Raw genomic sequence first — 17,535 nt, forward strand, 5'->3', positions numbered from 1 at the left:
GCAAGCGCACCGGAGATGCGCGCATTTACCGGCATCTGCGGCGTTGAATTTGCGGGAATTGCGCGTGATAGTGAGGATTAACGCGGAGATCACGCATATGCTCGATTCCATCGACCGCAAGCTTCTGGGCTTGTTACAACAGAATGCCCATCTGACGGCGAATGAACTGGGCGAGGCGCTCAACCTCTCGCCAAGCCAGACCGGGCGGCGGCGTCAACGGCTTGAAAGCGAAGGGTTTATTCGCGCCTACGGGGCCAAGCTTGATGCGCAGCGGCTGGGGTTGGGGGTGCAGGCGTTTGTGCAGGTGCAGATGGCCAGCCAGCGGCCCGAGGATGCGCACAGCTTTTCGCGGCTGATGCTGACGCAACCCGAGATTGTCAGCACCTGGACGCTGACCGGCGACGCCGATTACCTGCTGCGGGTGTATTGCACCGATCTCGCGGCGCTGAACCGGCTGATCCATGAGGTGCTTTTGCCGCATCGCGCGGTGGCGCGGGTGCAGAGCCAGATTGTGATGGACCAGCTTAAACAGGACGCACCTTTGCCGCTGTAACCCGCCCGACAGGACAGGCCTAGCGGGAAATTCCCCAAGGTCAGGCGAACCCGCCTTGTCCTGTACTCGCTGCGCCTGCAAAGTGGGGCAGACCAATTAAGGGCAGGCAACAGGACGGACTTTATGGAAAGCTTTCTCTTTCAGGCCACGATTTTTCTCGCTGCTGCGGTCATTGCCGTGCCGATCGCATCGAGGCTGGGGCTTGGATCTGTCCTTGGCTACCTTGCGGCGGGCATCTTGATTGGGCCGGTGTTTGGCTTTGTTGGCGGGCATGAAACCGCTGAATTGCAGCATTTCGCCGAGTTTGGCGTGGTGATGATGCTGTTCCTGATCGGGCTGGAGCTTGAGCCGCGCGCGCTTTGGGAAATGCGGCACAAGCTGATCGGGCTGGGCGGGCTTCAGATTGCGATGTCGACCGTGCTGATCATGACCGGCGGCCTTCTGTTGGGGTTGGCCTGGCAGATTGCGCTGGCCATCGGGTTGATCTTTGCGCTGTCGTCAACGGCCATCGTGTTGCAAACATTGAACGAAAAGGGGCTGATGCAAACCGGCGGCGGGCGTTCCGCGTTTTCGGTGCTGTTGACACAGGATATCGCGGTGATCCCGATGCTGGCCTTGCTGCCGCTGCTCGCGGTTGTGCCTGCTGTCGCAATTTCGCCCGACGGAGCGCTCACCCTGCCCGCGAATGAGCTTAAATCCGCAGCCGATCACTCGATGTCGCTGGTCGAGGGGCTGCCGGGATGGGGCGTGACGCTTGTCACCCTTGGGGCGGTCGCCACCATCATTCTGGCGGGCGTTTACCTGATCCGGCCGGTCTTTACCTTTATCCACGCCACCCGCCTGCGCGAAATGAACACCGCGCTGGCGCTGTTGATCGTGGTGGGCATTGGCACGCTGATGATCCTCGTCGGCCTGTCGCCGGCGCTCGGCACCTTTCTGGCCGGGGTGGTGCTGGCAAACTCGGAATTCCGCCACGAGTTGGAAAGCGATATCGAGCCGTTCAAGGGCCTGCTTTTGGGGCTGTTTTTCATCACCGTTGGGGCCGGGATCGACTTTCCAACGCTGTTTGATGCGCCGTTCAAAATCCTTGGGCTGACGCTGGCGGTGATCGCGGCCAAGGGCCTTGTGCTGCTGGTGCTGGCGCTGGTGTTCGGGTTGCGGGGCCGCGACCGCTGGCTGTTCACCCTGTCGCTGGCGCAGGCGGGGGAGTTCGGCTTTGTGCTGATCTCCTTCTCGGTGTCGCAGCAAATTCTGCCGGTACCGCTGTCGCAAACGCTGCTGTTGGTGGTGGCGCTGTCGATGCTGATCACGCCGCTGCTGTTCATCCTGTACGAATACCTGTCGCGCCGGATGGCCGAGCGCGGCGACACGCAAGAGGCCGACCAGATTGACGAACAGGGCCCGGTGATCATCGCTGGCATCGGGCGGTTCGGGCAGATCGTGAACCGGCTGGTGCAAAGCTCGGGGTTCAAAACCGTGGTGCTCGACAACAACATGCAGACGATCCAGCTGATGCGGCGCTTTGGGTTCAAGGGGTATTACGGCGACCCCACCCGCCCCGAGCTGCTGCATGCCGCCGGGCTTAAAGAGGCGCGGGTGCTGGTGGTGGCGCTGGACGATGCGGCGGCGACGCTGCGGCTGGTGGCGTATGCCCGGCGCGAACGGGCAGATCTGCACATCGTGGCGCGCGCCCGCGACCGCACCCATGCGTTCAAGCTGTACCAAGCCGGGGCCAATGACATCGTGCGCGAGATGTTCGATTCCTCGCTGCGGGCCGGGCGCTATGTCTTGGAAAACATTGGGTTGTCCGAGTACGAAGCCGCCGAGGCCGAACGGGTGTTTTACCACCATGACCGCCATTCGGTGGCCGAACTGGCGAAACTGTGGCGCGATGACATCCCCTCGGGTGAGAATGAGCCCTATATCGCCCGCGCCAAAGAGCTCGAGCGCGATCTCGAAGCGCTGTTACTGGCGCAATTGCAGAAAGACGATGCCGCTTGAGGGGCCAAATTTCTTCGAAGAAATTTTAAAAAATCATCGATGATTTTTCCCTTTCCGCGCCGTTTGGACATGAAAAAACCCGCGCAAACCAATGCGCGGGTTTTATTATTTTCGCAGGGTCAGCTTACGCTGCGCGCGACAAAAGCACCTCGTCCACCTGTTTGGCGGCGGCCACTTCATCGCCACCACCCACGGCAGCCACTTCACGTGTCAGACGCTCAAGTGCCGCTTCATAAAGCTGACGCTCGGAATAGCTCTGCTCGCGCTGTTCGTCGTTGCGGTGCAGGTCGCGCACGACCTCCGCAATCGAGATCAGATCGCCGGAGTTGATCTTTTGCTCATACTCCTGCGCACGACGCGACCACATCGCCCGCTTGACGCGCGCCTTGCCTTTCAGCGTGGTCAGCGCCTGTTCGATCACATCAGGCGAGCTGAGCGAACGCATGCCGATTTCGGTCGCCTTGTTCGTCGGCACCCGCAGCATCATCTTGTCCTTCTCGAACGAGATCACGAACAGCTCAAGCGAGATGCCCGCAATTTCCTCTTTCTCGATCGACACGATCTGGCCCACGCCGTGGGCGGGATAAACGACATAGTCGTTGGGGCGAAAGTCGGATTTTTTCGATTTAGTCATGCAGTCCTTCCTCGCATGGTCTCACGGCATCAGGCGACAAAAAGACCGGACGGGGATGTTGATCTCCGTTTGCCGGTCTTACGTTATGTCGCTGTCAGGCCAACAGGGTCACAGGACCATGTTCTGAGTGAGAAAAGTAAATCATTAGCAAAGATCATAGCACAAAAAAGATGCCGTTTCCAGCATGTAAAAGCGGACACAGCAAAAGCACCCGCGTTCTCAACCCTCTGGAGCGCGATCTTAATCCATTATGCAACCGCTTTGGGCCAAAAGACCCGAATCGCTTACCCTAGGTTAGCCGCCTTCGCCCGGCGCTTCCGAGAAATATTTCTCGACTTTGCCTTCTTCGCCGTCCCGCTCTTCGGCTTTGGGCAGCGGGTCTTTCTTGGTGATGATCACCGGCCACATTTCCGAGTATTTGCGGTTGAACTCAACCCATTTCTCCATGTCTGGCTCGGTGTCGGGGCGGATCGCATCCGCCGGGCATTCCGGTTCGCAGACGCCGCAGTCAATGCATTCGTCCGGGTGGATCACCAGCATGTTTTCGCCTTCGTAGAAGCAGTCCACAGGGCAGACTTCGACGCAATCGGTGTATTTGCAAGCGATGCAATTGTCGTTGACGATATAGGTCATCTCGGCGCCTCTTCTCTGGCATTCGAGGCGATAGCTAAATCACAGCGGCAGATCATTCAAGCGTGCGGTTCCGGTTAAGATCAAGGTTGCGACGATCGCGCTTGGTCGGGCGACCTTTTCCCTCGTATCCGGGGTTCGGGGACTGCCTGTCCTCCTTTGGCGGCTCTGGCGGGGACAAATCCTCGTACAGGGCCTGCGCCTCGGGGGCCGGACCGCGCCGCTCACCCAGCGCCACGATGCGGATCACCCGCACCCGGCGCGCCTGCACAAAGGTCAGCACGTTGCCGGGGCCAATGGTGCGGCCGGGTTTGGACACGCGGGTGCCATCCACCCGCACGCCCTCTGTTGATATGGCCTTGGCTGCAAGCGTGCGCGTCTTGAAAAAACGCGCATGCCACAGCCATTTGTCGAGCCGGAGCTTATCGCCCTCTGCCAAGCCCTAGCCCTTGTCCTTGAGCCCCATGAGCGCGGCGGCAAAAGGATTGTCCGGATCGATCCGGTCCTTTTTCTGCGGCCGGGATTCAAAGGTTTTGGGGCCACTGTCACGACGCGGGCCTTTGCCCTTGCCGCCTTTGGGGCCCCTGCCCTTGCCTTTGCCAGCGCCGTCACCGGCACCACCCGAGCGCGCCCCTGCGCCACCACCGGCATTGCCACCGCCGCTGCGCGCAGTGCGCTCGCCGCGCGGCTTGCCGCCGCCCTGACGCTGCTGACGGCCCCAGGTGAAGGTATAGAACACTTCGGTTTCCGGTCCGGCCTTCTCGGCGTCGGCAACTTCGCCGGGCACAAGCTCGCCTGCGGCCTCGTCCACCACTGGCACCGGATCAGCCTCAACATCCGCTGCGGCGGCAACTGCGGCCACGTCGGTGCTGTCAGACGCCTCAATGCCCGCAACCGCATCGGTGGCTTCGGGGATGTCCGGGGTTTCAGTCGGGGCCAAAGGCGCTTCGGATTGGCCGAGGTCGGGCGCGGGTTGCGCCGCGTCCATCACTGGCGTGTCCTCGGCAGGGGCGTCGGTGCCTGCGGCTTCGGCCACAACCGTATCGGCGGCCTTGACCTTGGCGCGCTCGCCCTTTTCAGCACGATAGCCAAGCCCTTGCATCAGATCGGAGAATTGCTCCAACGTCATGCCGGTGATCGACAGCATATCGGCCTTGGCCTCAAAGCCACCACGGGTGTCTTCGGCGCGCAGCATATCCGCCAGACGCTCCAGCATATCGATGCGGATCGAGCGTGCACCGGCCTTGCGATAGCCCGACATCGTGTCGGCCCCGTCGGGCGCATGCGGATCGGAGGGCACAGTCACCAGGCCCGGAGGCGGTGCCTCGGGGAAGATGTCGAGACCCTGAAACAGCGACCACAACACCAGACGCAGACGCGTCGGCGCGGGTTTCAGCAGCAGCGGCATAAAGATGGTGAACTGGCCAAACCGCACGCCATGCTTGCGCAGCGCGCCGCGGGCGTCCTGATCAAGCGCCTTGACGTCATCGGCGACCTTGGCACGCGGCAGCACACCGAAGCCTTCGACCATCTGAAAGGCAAAGCCTTTGGCGAGGCCATTCAGCATCTCGTCCCGGCCCAACGCGACCAACGGCTCGAACTGCGTCGCCACCTTGCGGTCGATGAAGTGCTGCAAACGGCGTTGCACCTTCTGCGCCACATCCGCCCCGGCTTCGTCATCGACGAAGGCCTTGATCTCGGGTTTGAGCGGATCCGAACCTTTGACCAGCTTGCCCACCGCCTGATCGCCCCACATGAGGCCACCCTGCTCGGTAAAGTCGATCTCGGTGTCCGGCGCATTGTAGAACCGGTCGGCGCGCAGATGGAAATGCGGGCTGAGTGCCTGCAAGGACGCTGTTTTCAGCGTCTTGGCCTCCTGCCCGGTTGCATCCTTGTCCTGCCGAAAGCGGAACCCCTCAAGACGGCCGACGAACTCGCCCTCAACCGTCACTTCACCATTTTCATTTACTTCGGCCAAGAGGGCCTCCTTCTGCTTCAACCGCCGCAACAGCACACTGGTGCGCCGGTCAACAAATCTCTGGGTCAGCCGCTGATGCAATGCATCCGACAGCCTGTCTTCTACAGCGCGCGTTACCTCGCGCCAATGGCTTTCGTCTGCTACCCAACCCTTACGCTGTGCCACATACGTCCATGTGCGGATATATGCCAATCGTTTCGACAATGTATCGATATCGCCGTCGGTCCGATCAATTCTGCGCACCTGCCGGGCCAACCAGTCGTCAGGAACACGGCCTGATTGGTGCAGGTAACCAAAGATAACGCCCAACAGGCCCGCATGTTCCGAATGACTTATGCCGCGAAAATCCGGGATGCGGCAGACGTCCCACAAAAGCTTGACGGATTGCGGGCTGGACGCGCGCGCAAAGGCGGTATCGTCTTGCGACAGGATTTTGAGCGTGCGCAGATCATCCGCCTCGCGCGCCCTGAGCAGAATCTCGTCTTCCGGGGGCCGCTCAAGCGATGCGATCAGCCGCTCGATGCTGCCAAATTCCAGCGCCGCATTGCGCCATTGCAGTTTCTTCAGCGGCAAGAACTGATGGTCGCAGATCGCGTCGACCACATCTTCGTGCAGCGGCGGGGCCTCGCCCGTGACGCCAAAGGTGCCATCGCGCATCCCCCGGCCCGCGCGCCCGGCAATCTGGGCCAGTTCGCTGGGGTCAAGATGGCGCATCCGCTGGCCGTCAAACTTGGTCAGGCTGGAAAAGGCGACGTGGTTCACATCAAGGTTAAGCCCCATCCCAATGGCATCCGTGGCCACCAGAAAATCGACATCGCCGTTCTGATACAGCTCGACCTGCGCATTGCGCGTTCGCGGCGACAACGCGCCCATAACCACCGCCGCACCGCCCTTTTGGCGACGCAACAGCTCGGCAATCGCATAGACATTCTCAACCGAAAAGCCAACAATTGCACTACGTGCTTGCAGGCGACTTATCTTTTTCGAACCTAAATAGCTTAATTGGCTCATTCGCTCGCGGCGCATGAATTCGACGCCCGGCACCAGTGCAGCAATCGGCCCGCGCATGGTTTCGGCGCCCATGAACAGGGTCTCATGGGTGCCGCGCATCCGCAAAAGCCGGTCGGTGAACACGTGGCCCCGCGCCAGATCGGCGCACAGCTGGATCTCGTCAATGGCGACGAAATCGGTGCCCATCCCCTCGGGCATCGCCTCGACCGTACAGACCCAATATTGCGCGCGCGGCGGCACGATCCGCTCTTCGCCAGTGACAAGAGCGACCACGCCGGGGCCGCGAATGGCAACGATCTTGTCATAGACCTCACGCGCCAACAGCCGCAGCGGCAGGCCAATAATGCCCGTCCGATAGCCGAGCATCCGCTCGATAGCGTAATGGGTTTTGCCCGTGTTCGTCGGGCCAAGGACCGCTACGGTCCGCCGTTCCATCGCCATCCCGCGTCTCCCGGGCTTACAAGTTTTTAAAGTGTGCGCCCGCGCGCTTGGATCACCAGACGGTCGACGCCTTTTTGCGCCTCTTCGTCATTGGGATGCAGGGCAAGCACCATTTCATACCCCGCCAACGCGCGGTCCGTCTCGTCCAGGGTTTCAAAAATCACCGCCAACCCGCGCAGCGCGGCGAAATGATCGGGGTTCAGCCGCAGCGCGGTTTCAAGATCGCCCAAGGCCGGCCCGATTCGGCCAGAATTAAAGTAGGCCATCGCGCGCATATGATAGCCCTCGGCAAACTCCGGCGCATGGTCGATCAACGCGGTGAAATGCTCGATTGCGGCCTCGGTGTCCTGAACATCCAGCGCATCGCGGCCGCGTTTGAGCAACAAGTCCATCGCACCCGACCCGCTTTTCGACCATTCACGGCTGATATCCGCGACAATACGCTCCGCCTCAGCAGGCTTTGCGCTGCGCAAAAGTTCCAGAAGCGCGTCGATTTCCGCCGCCTGTAAACCCTGAGGTAGGGAATACATGACTAGGACGGAAAGTGCCGCAACGCTACGTTTGATGTGCTGTCTGATCGTGATCATAGTACGTCCAATGTAGCGTAGCGGGATCGGAATACCACCCGCGATCAGACAATGGAGAACGCAAATGAGTGATGTTGTGGCCGAGGCCGTGAAGGCCCTGAACGAAAAGATCGACGGTGGCTTTGACGGGCGCGCCAAGTTCGTGATCGAAGGCGAAGGATCGATCCTCGTCGACGAAAGCGGTGCGAAGGCCTCGGACGAAGAGGCGGATGTGACCATGACGGCCGACGCCGACACGTTTGAATCGATCCTTTCGGGCGATTTGAACCCGACAACCGCCTTCATGAGCGGCAAACTGGCCGTTGACGGCGATATGGGCACCGCGATGAAGCTTGGACAGGCCCTGTCCTGATGACCCTGACGCCAGCACCCTATTTCGAAGACGTTGCGCGCGCGCCCCTTGGGGGGCGGTGCTTCTGGCTCACGGCGGATGACGGAAAGCGCATCCGCATTGGCCATTGGCCCGCACCAAACGCCGGTCCGCGTTTGGGCACCTATTTGGTGTTTCCCGGTCGCACCGAATATGTCGAGAAATACGGGCCGCTGGCGGCGGATCTTACGGCCAAAGGCTATGACGTGATTGCCATCGATTGGCGCGGTCAGGGCCTGGCCGACCGGATGCTGGTGGACGAGCGTGTCGGCCATGTTGATGTGTTTGACGATTATCAGCGCGATGTGCGCGCGGTGACAGAGGCCCTGCCCGCGCTGGACCTGCCGCAACCGATGTTCCTGCTGGCCCATTCGATGGGCGGCTGCATCGGATTACGCTCGCTTTACAATGACTTGCCGGTTGTCGGCGCGGTGTTTTCCGGGCCGATGTGGGGCATCCGCATCGCCGGGCCAATGCGCCCCGCCGCCTGGGCCGTGGGCTGGACAAGCCGCGTGTTTGGCCTCGGCCACCACTACGCGCCCTCGACCGGGGCCGCCAGTTACGTGGCCACCGCCGCGTTTGAGGACAACGTGCTGACCCGCGACGCGGATATGTTCGAATTCATGCGCGCGCAGGTCTTGCGCTATCCCGAGTTGCAGCTTGGCGGGCCGTCGATGAACTGGCTGCACGAAGCTTTGGGCGAATGCCGGATGCTGGCCGCTATGCCTGCGCCGAATCTGCCCTGTGTGACCTTCGTGGGCAGCAATGAACGGATCGTGAATGTGCCGCAGATCCACAACCGCATGGCGAACTGGCCGCGCGGCCATCTTGAGGTGATCGAGGACGGCGAACATGAGGTGCTGATGGACAGTGCCGAGATGCGCGCCCGCATCTTTGAGATCACATGCCAGCATTTCTCGGACACGCTGCTCAAGCCGAAAAAGAAGGCGGCGCAGGGCTGATCCGATCCGGTTTTGCCTCTGACGCCGGGGCATTCGCGTCCCGGCCTCCCTTGAACCTCGCACCATGGCGGGCTTATCTGTTGGCAACCAGAACAGAAGGCCGATTTCATGCTGCACCTCCCCTTTCCCGTTCGTGACGCCAATGCCGCCTCCGGCACCCGCGATCTTGGCAATCTGCCCGAATGGGACCTGACCGATCTTTACGCCGCCGAAGACGCGCCCGAATTGGCCCGCGATCTTGAGTGGCTGGAAACCGAATGCGCGCAATTCGCCGCCGATTACGAAGGCAAGCTGGCCGATCTTGACGCCACCGGGTTCCTGCACTGCGTTGAACGCAATGAGAAAATCAGCGCCATCGCCGGGCGCATCATGTCCTATGCGGGCCTGCGCTATTACCAGCTGACCACCGATGGCGGCCGGGCGAAATTTATGTCCGATTGTCAGGAAAAGATCACCAATTACACCACGCCGCTGGTGTTCTTCACGCTGGAATTGAACCGGCTTGACGATGATCACCTTGCCGGGATTCTTTCCGAAAACAAGGACTTGGCCCGTTACGCCCCGGTGTTCCGCCGCATCCGTGCGATGAAGGATCACCAGCTGTCGGATGAGCTTGAGAAGTTCATGCACGATCTTGGCGTTGTCGGGGATGCCTGGGAGCGGCTGTTTGACGAAACCATCGCCGGTCTGCAATTCGAGGTCGACGGCGAAGAACTGGGCATCGAAGGCACGCTCAACCTGCTGACCGAGCAAGACCGCGACACCCGCGAGGCCGCCAGCCGCGAATTGGCGCGGGTGTTTGAGGACAACATCAAGATTTTCGCCCGCGTTCACAACACGCAGGCCAAGGAAAAGGAAATCATCGACCGCTGGCGCAAGATGCCCTCGGCGCAGGCCGGGCGTCACCTGTCCAACGATGTCGAGCCCGAGGTTGTCGAGGCGCTGCGCAATGCCGTGGTCGCCGCCTATCCGCGTCTGTCGCACCGCTATTATGCGCTCAAGGCAAAGTGGCTCGGGCTTGAGCGGATGCAGGTCTGGGACCGCAATGCGCCGCTGCCGATGGAAGAAACCAAGGTGGTCGGATGGGACGAAGCCCGCGACATCGTGCAAGAGGCCTATGCCGGGTTTGACCCGAAAATGGCCGAGCTGTCAGAGCCGTTTTTTAACGATGGCTGGATTGATGCGGGCGTGAAACCGGGCAAAGCCCCCGGTGCCTTTGCCCACCCCACCGTGACCGACGTGCACCCCTATGTCATGCTCAACTATCTCGGAAAACCCCGCGATGTCATGACCTTGGCGCATGAACTTGGCCACGGCGTACACCAGCGTCTTGCGGCAGATCAGGGCGAGATGCTGTCGTCGACCCCGCTGACCTTGGCCGAAACCGCATCTGTGTTTGGCGAAATGCTGACCTTCCGCAAGATGCTGGAAAAGGCCGAGACCAAAGAGGCGCGCAAGATCCTGCTCGCCGGTAAAGTCGAGGACATGATCAACACGGTCGTCCGTCAGATCGCGTTTTACGATTTCGAGTGCAAACTGCACGACGCGCGTCGCGGTGGCGAGCTGACGCCTGACGACATCAACGCGCTGTGGATGTCGGTGCAGGCCGAAAGCCTTGGCCCGGTGTTCGACTTTATGGAGGGCTATGAAACCTTCTGGGCCTATATCCCGCATTTCGTGCATTCGCCGTTTTACGTCTATGCCTATGCCTTTGGCGACGGTCTGGTGAACGCGCTTTATGCCGCGTATGAGGCCGCGCCCGAAGGCTTTCAGGACAAGTATTTCGACATGCTCAAGGCGGGCGGATCGAAGCACCACAAGGAGCTTTTGGAGCCCTTCGGCCTTGATGCCTCGGACCCCGCGTTCTGGGACAAGGGCCTGTCGATGATCGAAAGTTTCATCGACGAACTTGAAGCGATGGAGGACTGAGCCAGTTAAGGAAGGATGATCGACACTCAAACCTTCCTGCTGCGCGCGCTGATTGCCGTCGTTCTTGGCGGCATCATCGGCATTGATCGTGAGATCAAGAAAAAGCCACTGGGGCTGCGGGCCTATATGCTCGTGGCCCTCGGCTCGGCTGCCGTCTGCATGATGTCGATCAACATGGCGGCCAAGGCGGGCGACGACGGGCTGGCCTTTGATCTGTCGCGTGCGGTTCAGGGCATTGTCGGCGGCATCGGATTTCTGGGCGCGGGTGCCATCATCAGCCGCAACGAAACCGGTCGGTTGCGCGGCGTCGCCAGCGGCTCTGCGATCTGGCTGGTGGGGGTCGTGGGCATTGGCGTCGGCTTCGGCCTGCTGCTCGAATCCACCGTTATCGCGCTGGCCGCGACGCTGATCCTGACGCTGGTGGCCGAGGCCCGCGATGGCGACGACTACGACAAAGGCAAGTGAGCGTTATTGCAGCACAAACGGCTGCGTTTGCCAGGCGCGCAGCACGTTGATCACCGCTTCGGGCTGTTCCAGCGCGGTCATATGCCCCGCGCCTTCCACCACCACCAGCTTGGCATAGGGGATCAGCGCGGCGAGGAATTCGTGCCGTTTGACCGGCAAGGCTGCGTTGGCCGCGCCACAGATCACCAGCGCCGGCACCTTGCATTTGCGCATCACCGATTGCTGGTCTTTGCGCCGCATCATCGCGCGGCTTTGCCGGGTATAAATTTCGGACCCAAGGTGCAGCCCCATATCCATCGCCAGCGCCGTGACATCGCCGCGATACGGCGACACCGCCAGCCCGGCCAAGGCCAATTCTTCCTCAAGAACCTCGGCCAATCGCCCCGTGCGCGCGCGAATAATCCGCCCTTCGCGCACCGAGGCCGCCTGCGGCGTATCCGCCAAAGGCGAGGCATCCATCAAGGCGATGCGGGTGATCCTGTCGGGCGCGCGACGCAAGAGTTCCATCGCAACAACGCCTCCTAACCCCATGCCAACCAAGCCAAATTTGGCGGGTCCAGCGGTCAGGATATCCGATGCGATTTCTTCAATGCGCTCGCCTTGGGTGACGGGGATGACCATGACAGGCGTGTCGGCGCTCAGGGCCGCGACCTGCGGGCCAAACACCCGCGCATCACACATCGCGCCTGGCAGAAATACGAGCGGTTCGCGCATCATCCTTCCAATTGCTCCCTCAAATCGCCGCGCGTTGGCCGCCCGGTCTGGTCGCAGACTATCTGACAGCGCAGCGAAGGAAAGCGCCGAGTGTGCCCATCAACCCTCTTGCGGCACTCTTTTGACGCTTTGCACGCCTGCCCTGCCGCGGATCAGATTCCGCGCTGCATGTTATCCCAAAACACCGACAGATGCCGCGCAACGATTTCGTCATAGCGATCGCTGGATTTCAGCGCCGCCAACCCGGCGTTCAGCCGATACAAAAAAGTCGTTCCGCGCCAGTGGGTCTTGGAAATCACCACATGCAGCCCCTCGGACGACAGCGGCCGTTCCAGCGGCACAACCTTGCCCCGCAGCCCCATATCATCAAGCGTATTGGCGCCGAGGAACACGTTCACCGTGACCGCATCAACATCGCCGTCCACCAACATCTGAAAGCAGGCCTGCGGCGTTTCGCCCACGACCAGCGTGATCAGATCGCGGCTGAGCCATTCGCGGCCTTTGCGATCCAGATCATGGGTGAAATAGCCCTTGGGCCGGCACAGCGTTTTGCCCAGAACATCCTCGTCCGCATCATAATCAAACTCGCCCTCGGCACGCACGAACAGCATGATCAGCACTTGGACCAGCGGATCGGAGAAGTGGAAATTGGCGCAGCGTTCATCGTCGGGCGTGGCGGTGCAATCGGGCCGATACCAGGGAAACCCCATATCCACCTGCTTCTCGCTCAGCATCGGAAACAGGTGTTTCGACCAATCATCCTCCCAGACAATCTCATACGGCACGGGCTGCGGTGCGCTTTCGAGCGCCGCGTTCACCAATTCGGTCACCATCCCCTGCTCTGGCCAATCCCGGTCGGTGAACGGCGGATAGTTCGACGCCGTCACCAGCACCATTTCCGCGTCCGGCCGCTCCAGCGGCGCTGCCGCGACAACGGGCGCGGGCTGACCCGGCGCACAGGGCACGAAAATCTCGGTACCCGGCACCAGCTTGAAGGTGCTCGCCTCCAGCGCGGATCGGTTCGCCTCATAAATCAGCGTCCATTTTTCATGGTCGCCATAGCTCTCTTGCGCGAGGGAAAACACCGTGTCGCCCGCCGCCACTTCGCGGCTTTCATTGCACGCCGCAAGGGCCCCGCTGGCCCCCAGCATCAGGCCAAGGCCCGCCAAAGCGATGCCGTTCCACAAACCAGTCATACTCAGAACCCCGCCCAAATGGTGGAAAGATGCGCGTCAATGATACGTTGGAAATCACCCGAGGCTTTGATCGACGCAAGCCCCTGATCGAATTGCGAAATAACCTGTTGTGCCCGCGGGTTTGTGCGATGGGCGACGGCATGCAGACTGGCGATGGCCAGCGGGCGCGCCGACGCGGCCTCCACCTGATCGCGCAGCCCCATGTCGGCCAAAACCAAGCCGGCGGTGAATTCGTTGAGCACAACAAAATCCGTCTCGCCCTGCACCAAAAGCGCAAAGCAATCTTCCGCCGTGGCCGGCTGTCGCACTGTCGCGCGTTTGCCGCTTAACCAATCGGCCCCAGCGCTCTCAAGCGCTTCAATTTGCAACCCTTTTGGACGGCACACCCGGCGATCCGCCAGATCCGCCTCACTCTCATAGGGCAAATCCGCGCCGACGCGGGTGTAGAGCATGACCAGCATTTCGAACATCGGCTCGGAATAAATCAGATCGTCACAGGCCTCGGCACCTGCGCAGGTGGGTTTGATCCAGGGGAAGGCCAGCTCGGACATGCCTTCAGACAGCATCGGATCAAGATGCGCGGACCGGTCGTTGATCCAGACAAACTTGTGCGTTTCCCCCGTGCCCGAGGCCGACAATGCACGGTCGACCACCTCGCTTAACATGCCAGAATTGCGCAGCGCCCGGTCGGAAAATGGTTGATACCCATCGCCAGCCAGAACCCGGATCGTCATGTTGGCCTGGCGGGGTGGCTCATTCGCCGCCGCACGCGTGCGAATTGGCTCTTTCGTAGACTGCGCTGCAGACCTCGTTGGCACGACACCGGCCACGCCGGTCGGCATACCGTTGATGCAGCGCAGCGAAAGTCTTTGGCCCGCGCGGATGTTGCTGGCTTCGACCCCGATGCTGGCGATGTTGTTTGCGTGAATCGACGACCACATCGCAGCATCCTTATAGATGCGGTCCGCGATCCCGGACAGGCTGTCACCGGGCTGCACCGTATACTGCCCACCGCAACCGTCCTGGGCCTGCGCCATCGAGGCGATCAATGTCACCGCTGTGGCTGCGATCGCGCGGACCAGTGAAATCTTGCCCATGATCGTCCCCCTAGATTTGGGGATAATCTCCTGCATATTGGGGCTTGGGTCAACGCTCTTACCACTTCTAGTAGCAAATCTCTCTATAGATTGCATAATTTGAGCGAGACGTCCCATTTGGCAATCTGACCGGCGATGGAATCACCCCGATATTGGCCCGTTTCAGGGTTTGGATTGCAGGTGAAGACCGCGAAACTTCGGGAAATCTGCATATCGGGCGCTCCGTGTCGTGACGTTTTCATTTGGCTCGCCGCACCGGCTTAGAAGTGTGCCGCGAGGCGCAATATAGCTTGAGATCGTTTTCCAAGGGTCGGGGCGCCACGAGATATTGAAGGCGCAGAGTTTGGGAAAGAACCAGAGTTCGGAATAGTCGAGGTGATCGTGCAGCCACCACGCCAGATCGCGCCAATCACGTCCGGCTTCATACTGATCGGCAAACCAGGGGATCACGATACTAGCCCCCGCCACCGGTACCTCGGCATTATCCCAGATGTGGCACTCCTGAGGATAATCGTTGCGCGCACAGTTCAGTTTGTTTTCATTGCCAAATCGATTTAGGTCGGGTGACCGATAGCCAGATCGAACAGCGACCCGTCCAAACGTTTCCTCCAAAGGATCCAGCAGCGTCTGGCAAAATTGCCGCCCCCGTTCCACGGCCAAATCCGGATATTGCGGAATGTTTTGAATGGCGTGGAAATTGCCAATTTCAGAGTACAGAAACTCACGCATATAGAAATATTGGCTAAGGCGTACGCGCCCCAACGTTTCCAAGCTCCACATACTTGCAGGTCTGCGCATCAGTCCAAGTTTTCCCCTGCGTGCGCAAGTTTCAAACCCGCCCGCTGAGGCACGGAAACCGCGCCGTCATTCATATCCGTTCCATCTAAACGCGCCATTGGCGGCAAGTGGCGAAAATGGATTGTGCGCCACCTCCCAAATATGTCCGTCAAGATCGGCGAAATAGCCATGATATCCGCCCCAAAACGTTTCTTGCGGGACTTTCAGAACTTTCGCGCCAGCGGCCTCGGCCAGTCGCAAACAGTCATCCACCTCCGCCGTGCTGCGCAGGTTATGCGCCAGGGTCATCCCTCCTGTTCCTAGGCTCGACTCGGCCACGCCAATATCCCTGGCCAACTCGGCCAACGGAAACAGCCCCAACGTCTGGCCAATCAAGTCGAAGGCTATGACCCCGTCCGGCGATTCGGCCCGGCTCCAACCGAGCTTTTCGTAGAAAGCCGCCGCAATCGCTATATCGCGGACGCCAAGTGTGATCAGTGAGACGCGTTGTTCCATCATGTTCTCCATTGGTTAAAGATACGTGAACATATCACGAACAAAATCGCAATCCTGCTCAAAACAGCGACCCTTGTTCTGGCGGTTTGGCCGAGGGTTTTGCGGCGCGCGATGGCTTGCCCGCCCCAAGCTTGATCCGACCATCGGAGAATTCGATTTCCAAACCGGTTGCGTTTTCCGCTGCCGTTTTCGTGGTGACCAGCCCCGCCTCACCGTGAACAACCGCGTAGCCCCGCGCGAGCGTCGCGCGATATCCAAGCGTTTCCCGCACCCGGTCTGTCGCATCAAGCTTGGTCCTGAGATCAGATATGCGCCGGCTTCCAGCTTCTGTAAAACGTGAAGAAAGACCCATAAGCCTTTCCTTTTTAACGGTGATATCGCGTTCGATATGCCCTGTGGATAAGCGTGTGGATATTAACTTATCAGCCTTGCGCGCCACGCCACGGCCCAATGCAGGTGCCAGCCGCGCAGCAAGCTGATCAAGCCGGCGCGCCTCGGTGGTCACCATCCGCCGCAAGGACGAAATTTGCAACGCGCCCGCAGCTTCCGACAAGGCCACGCGCCGCCGTTCCACTCCCCGTTCCAATGCGACCGGCAGCCTGTCGCCCCATGTGTCGAGCCGCTGCCTTGGCCCTTCGACCAATGCCTCGGGGCGCGGCAACGCGCGTGATACATCCCTAAGCCTTTGACCACGTTGTGACATACCGCCGGTCAACGCCTGAGCCAAACGGCCGCCCTGACCTTCGAGCCAGGCCAAAAGCTCCAGCCGCACTGGCACGGCCATCTCTGCGGCGGCGGTGGGTGTCGGGGCGCGCCGGTCTGACGCGAAATCGATCAGCGTTGTGTCGGTCTCGTGGCCGACCGCCGAAATCAAAGGAATATCCGAGGCCGCCGCCGCACGCGCGACGATTTCTTCGTTAAATCCCCAAAGGTCTTCGATCGAGCCGCCGCCCCGCGCCACAATCAACAGATCCGGTCGCGGCAGCGCGCCGCCGACTGTCATCGCGTTGAACCCGGCAATGGCGCGCGCCACCTCAGGCGCGCAGGCCGCGCCTTGAACCGCCACGGGCCAAATCAACACCTTGCGGGGAAACCTGTCGCGCAGACGGTGCAGAATATCGCGGATAACGGCCCCAGTCGGAGATGTCACAACCCCAATGATTTCAGGAAGATACGGCAGTGTCTTCTTGCGATCTTGGGCAAAGAGCCCTTCGGCCTCAAGCGCCGCCTTGCGCTTTTCCAGCATCGCCATCAAGGCGCCAACACCGGCCGGTTTGATATCCTCGATCACAACCTGATATTTCGACTGGCCGCCAAATGTCGTCACCCGCCCCGTGGCGACAACCTCCATGCCCTCCTCTGGCTGCGTGGCCAGCCGAGACGCGACCCCTTTCCAAATCACACCGGAGATGACCGAGCGATCATCCTTTAGATCCAGATAGATATGGCCCGATCTTGGTGTGGATACCCGGCCCACTTCGCCGCGAATGCGAATATGGCCGAACTCACCCTCGATCACCTTTTTGATCGCGCCCGAGATTTCGGTCACAGTGAATTCTGGCGCGTTCATCCCGTCCGGGACGTCATCGATCAGGTCTGACATCGAGGCCTCGCTTGTATCTGATTGGATCGGACCCTAAAACGCGCCGAGACAAAGGCCAAGCGGAGAGCGCA

General features: G+C 60.6%; 17 protein-coding genes. 6 read left to right on the plus strand and 11 right to left on the minus strand.

Annotated elements, in window-relative coordinates:
• The first annotated feature begins 97 nt into the window (after positions 1-97).
• Both ACW9UO_RS05205 and ACW9UO_RS05210 read left to right on the plus strand, forming a co-directional pair.
• Positions 98-553, plus strand: coding sequence for an Lrp/AsnC family transcriptional regulator (locus ACW9UO_RS05205; RefSeq protein WP_457087923.1), 456 nt, complete (start codon positions 98-100; stop codon positions 551-553).
• A gap of 123 nt (positions 554-676) precedes the next feature.
• The gene (locus ACW9UO_RS05210; RefSeq protein ID WP_457087924.1) at positions 677-2,554 is read left to right on the plus strand and encodes a monovalent cation:proton antiporter-2 (CPA2) family protein; all 1,878 of its coding nucleotides are present in this window, start codon (positions 677-679) and stop codon (positions 2,552-2,554) included.
• 124 nt (positions 2,555-2,678) lie between these two features.
• Here ACW9UO_RS05210 and ACW9UO_RS05215 read toward each other — a convergent pair whose 3' ends face one another.
• The 5 genes from ACW9UO_RS05215 to ACW9UO_RS05235 all read right to left on the minus strand — a co-directional run bounded on the left by ACW9UO_RS05215 (position 2,679) and on the right by ACW9UO_RS05235 (position 7,835).
• Entirely contained in the window at positions 2,679-3,188 is a 510-nt protein-coding gene (locus tag ACW9UO_RS05215; RefSeq protein WP_457087925.1) for a CarD family transcriptional regulator, read from the minus strand.
• Between the two features lie 294 nt (positions 3,189-3,482).
• Positions 3,483-3,821: a ferredoxin FdxA gene (gene fdxA / locus ACW9UO_RS05220; protein WP_457087926.1), complete on the minus strand. Its 339-nt coding sequence runs from the start codon at positions 3,819-3,821 to the stop codon at positions 3,483-3,485.
• A gap of 52 nt (positions 3,822-3,873) precedes the next feature.
• Positions 3,874-4,257 (minus strand): RNA-binding S4 domain-containing protein, encoded by a 384-nt coding sequence (locus ACW9UO_RS05225; RefSeq protein WP_457087927.1) that lies wholly within the window; start codon positions 4,255-4,257, stop codon positions 3,874-3,876.
• 3 nt (positions 4,258-4,260) lie between these two features.
• Complete coding sequence (locus ACW9UO_RS05230) at positions 4,261-7,248, minus strand: helicase-related protein (RefSeq protein ID WP_457087928.1); 2,988 nt, start codon at positions 7,246-7,248, stop codon at positions 4,261-4,263.
• Between the two features lie 26 nt (positions 7,249-7,274).
• Complete coding sequence (locus ACW9UO_RS05235; RefSeq protein WP_457087929.1) at positions 7,275-7,835, minus strand: tetratricopeptide repeat protein; 561 nt, start codon at positions 7,833-7,835, stop codon at positions 7,275-7,277.
• Positions 7,836-7,899: 64 nt separating this feature from the next.
• Here ACW9UO_RS05235 and ACW9UO_RS05240 point away from each other — a divergent pair, with 64 nt between their 5' ends.
• From ACW9UO_RS05240 to ACW9UO_RS05255, 4 genes are all read left to right on the plus strand, one after another.
• Entirely contained in the window at positions 7,900-8,187 is a 288-nt protein-coding gene (locus ACW9UO_RS05240) for an SCP2 sterol-binding domain-containing protein (protein ID WP_457087930.1), read from the plus strand.
• Positions 8,187-9,167: an alpha/beta fold hydrolase gene (locus ACW9UO_RS05245; RefSeq protein WP_457087931.1), complete on the plus strand. Its 981-nt coding sequence runs from the start codon at positions 8,187-8,189 to the stop codon at positions 9,165-9,167. Before ACW9UO_RS05240 ends, ACW9UO_RS05245 begins: the two co-directional genes overlap by 1 nt.
• 108 nt (positions 9,168-9,275) lie before the next feature.
• Positions 9,276-11,096: a M3 family oligoendopeptidase gene (locus ACW9UO_RS05250; protein ID WP_457087932.1), complete on the plus strand. Its 1,821-nt coding sequence runs from the start codon at positions 9,276-9,278 to the stop codon at positions 11,094-11,096.
• Between the two features lie 15 nt (positions 11,097-11,111).
• Complete coding sequence (locus ACW9UO_RS05255) at positions 11,112-11,561, plus strand: MgtC/SapB family protein (RefSeq protein ID WP_457087933.1); 450 nt, start codon at positions 11,112-11,114, stop codon at positions 11,559-11,561.
• A 3-nt stretch (positions 11,562-11,564) separates the two neighbouring features.
• On the opposite strand, the gene ACW9UO_RS05260 is transcribed toward ACW9UO_RS05255, so the two are convergent.
• The 6 genes from ACW9UO_RS05260 to xseA form a co-directional block, all read right to left on the minus strand.
• Complete coding sequence (locus ACW9UO_RS05260; RefSeq protein WP_457087934.1) at positions 11,565-12,278, minus strand: alpha/beta fold hydrolase; 714 nt, start codon at positions 12,276-12,278, stop codon at positions 11,565-11,567.
• Positions 12,279-12,427: 149 nt separating this feature from the next.
• Entirely contained in the window at positions 12,428-13,471 is a 1,044-nt protein-coding gene (locus ACW9UO_RS05265) for a transporter substrate-binding domain-containing protein (RefSeq protein ID WP_457087935.1), read from the minus strand.
• Between the two features lie 2 nt (positions 13,472-13,473).
• Positions 13,474-14,568 (minus strand): LysM peptidoglycan-binding domain-containing protein, encoded by a 1,095-nt coding sequence (locus ACW9UO_RS05270; protein WP_457087936.1) that lies wholly within the window; start codon positions 14,566-14,568, stop codon positions 13,474-13,476.
• 162 nt (positions 14,569-14,730) lie between these two features.
• Entirely contained in the window at positions 14,731-15,348 is a 618-nt protein-coding gene (locus ACW9UO_RS05275) for a hypothetical protein (protein WP_457087937.1), read from the minus strand.
• An 84-nt stretch (positions 15,349-15,432) separates the two neighbouring features.
• Positions 15,433-15,861 carry a VOC family protein gene (locus tag ACW9UO_RS05280; protein ID WP_457088604.1) on the minus strand — a complete coding sequence of 143 codons (429 nt, stop codon included), beginning with the start codon at positions 15,859-15,861 and terminating at the stop codon, positions 15,433-15,435.
• 58 nt (positions 15,862-15,919) lie between these two features.
• Positions 15,920-17,464, minus strand: a complete 1,545-nt coding sequence (gene xseA, locus ACW9UO_RS05285; RefSeq protein ID WP_457087938.1) for an exodeoxyribonuclease VII large subunit — start codon at positions 17,462-17,464, stop codon at positions 15,920-15,922.
• Positions 17,465-17,535 lie beyond the last annotated feature (71 nt).

It is taken from the genome of Marinovum sedimenti (assembly GCF_054052205.1).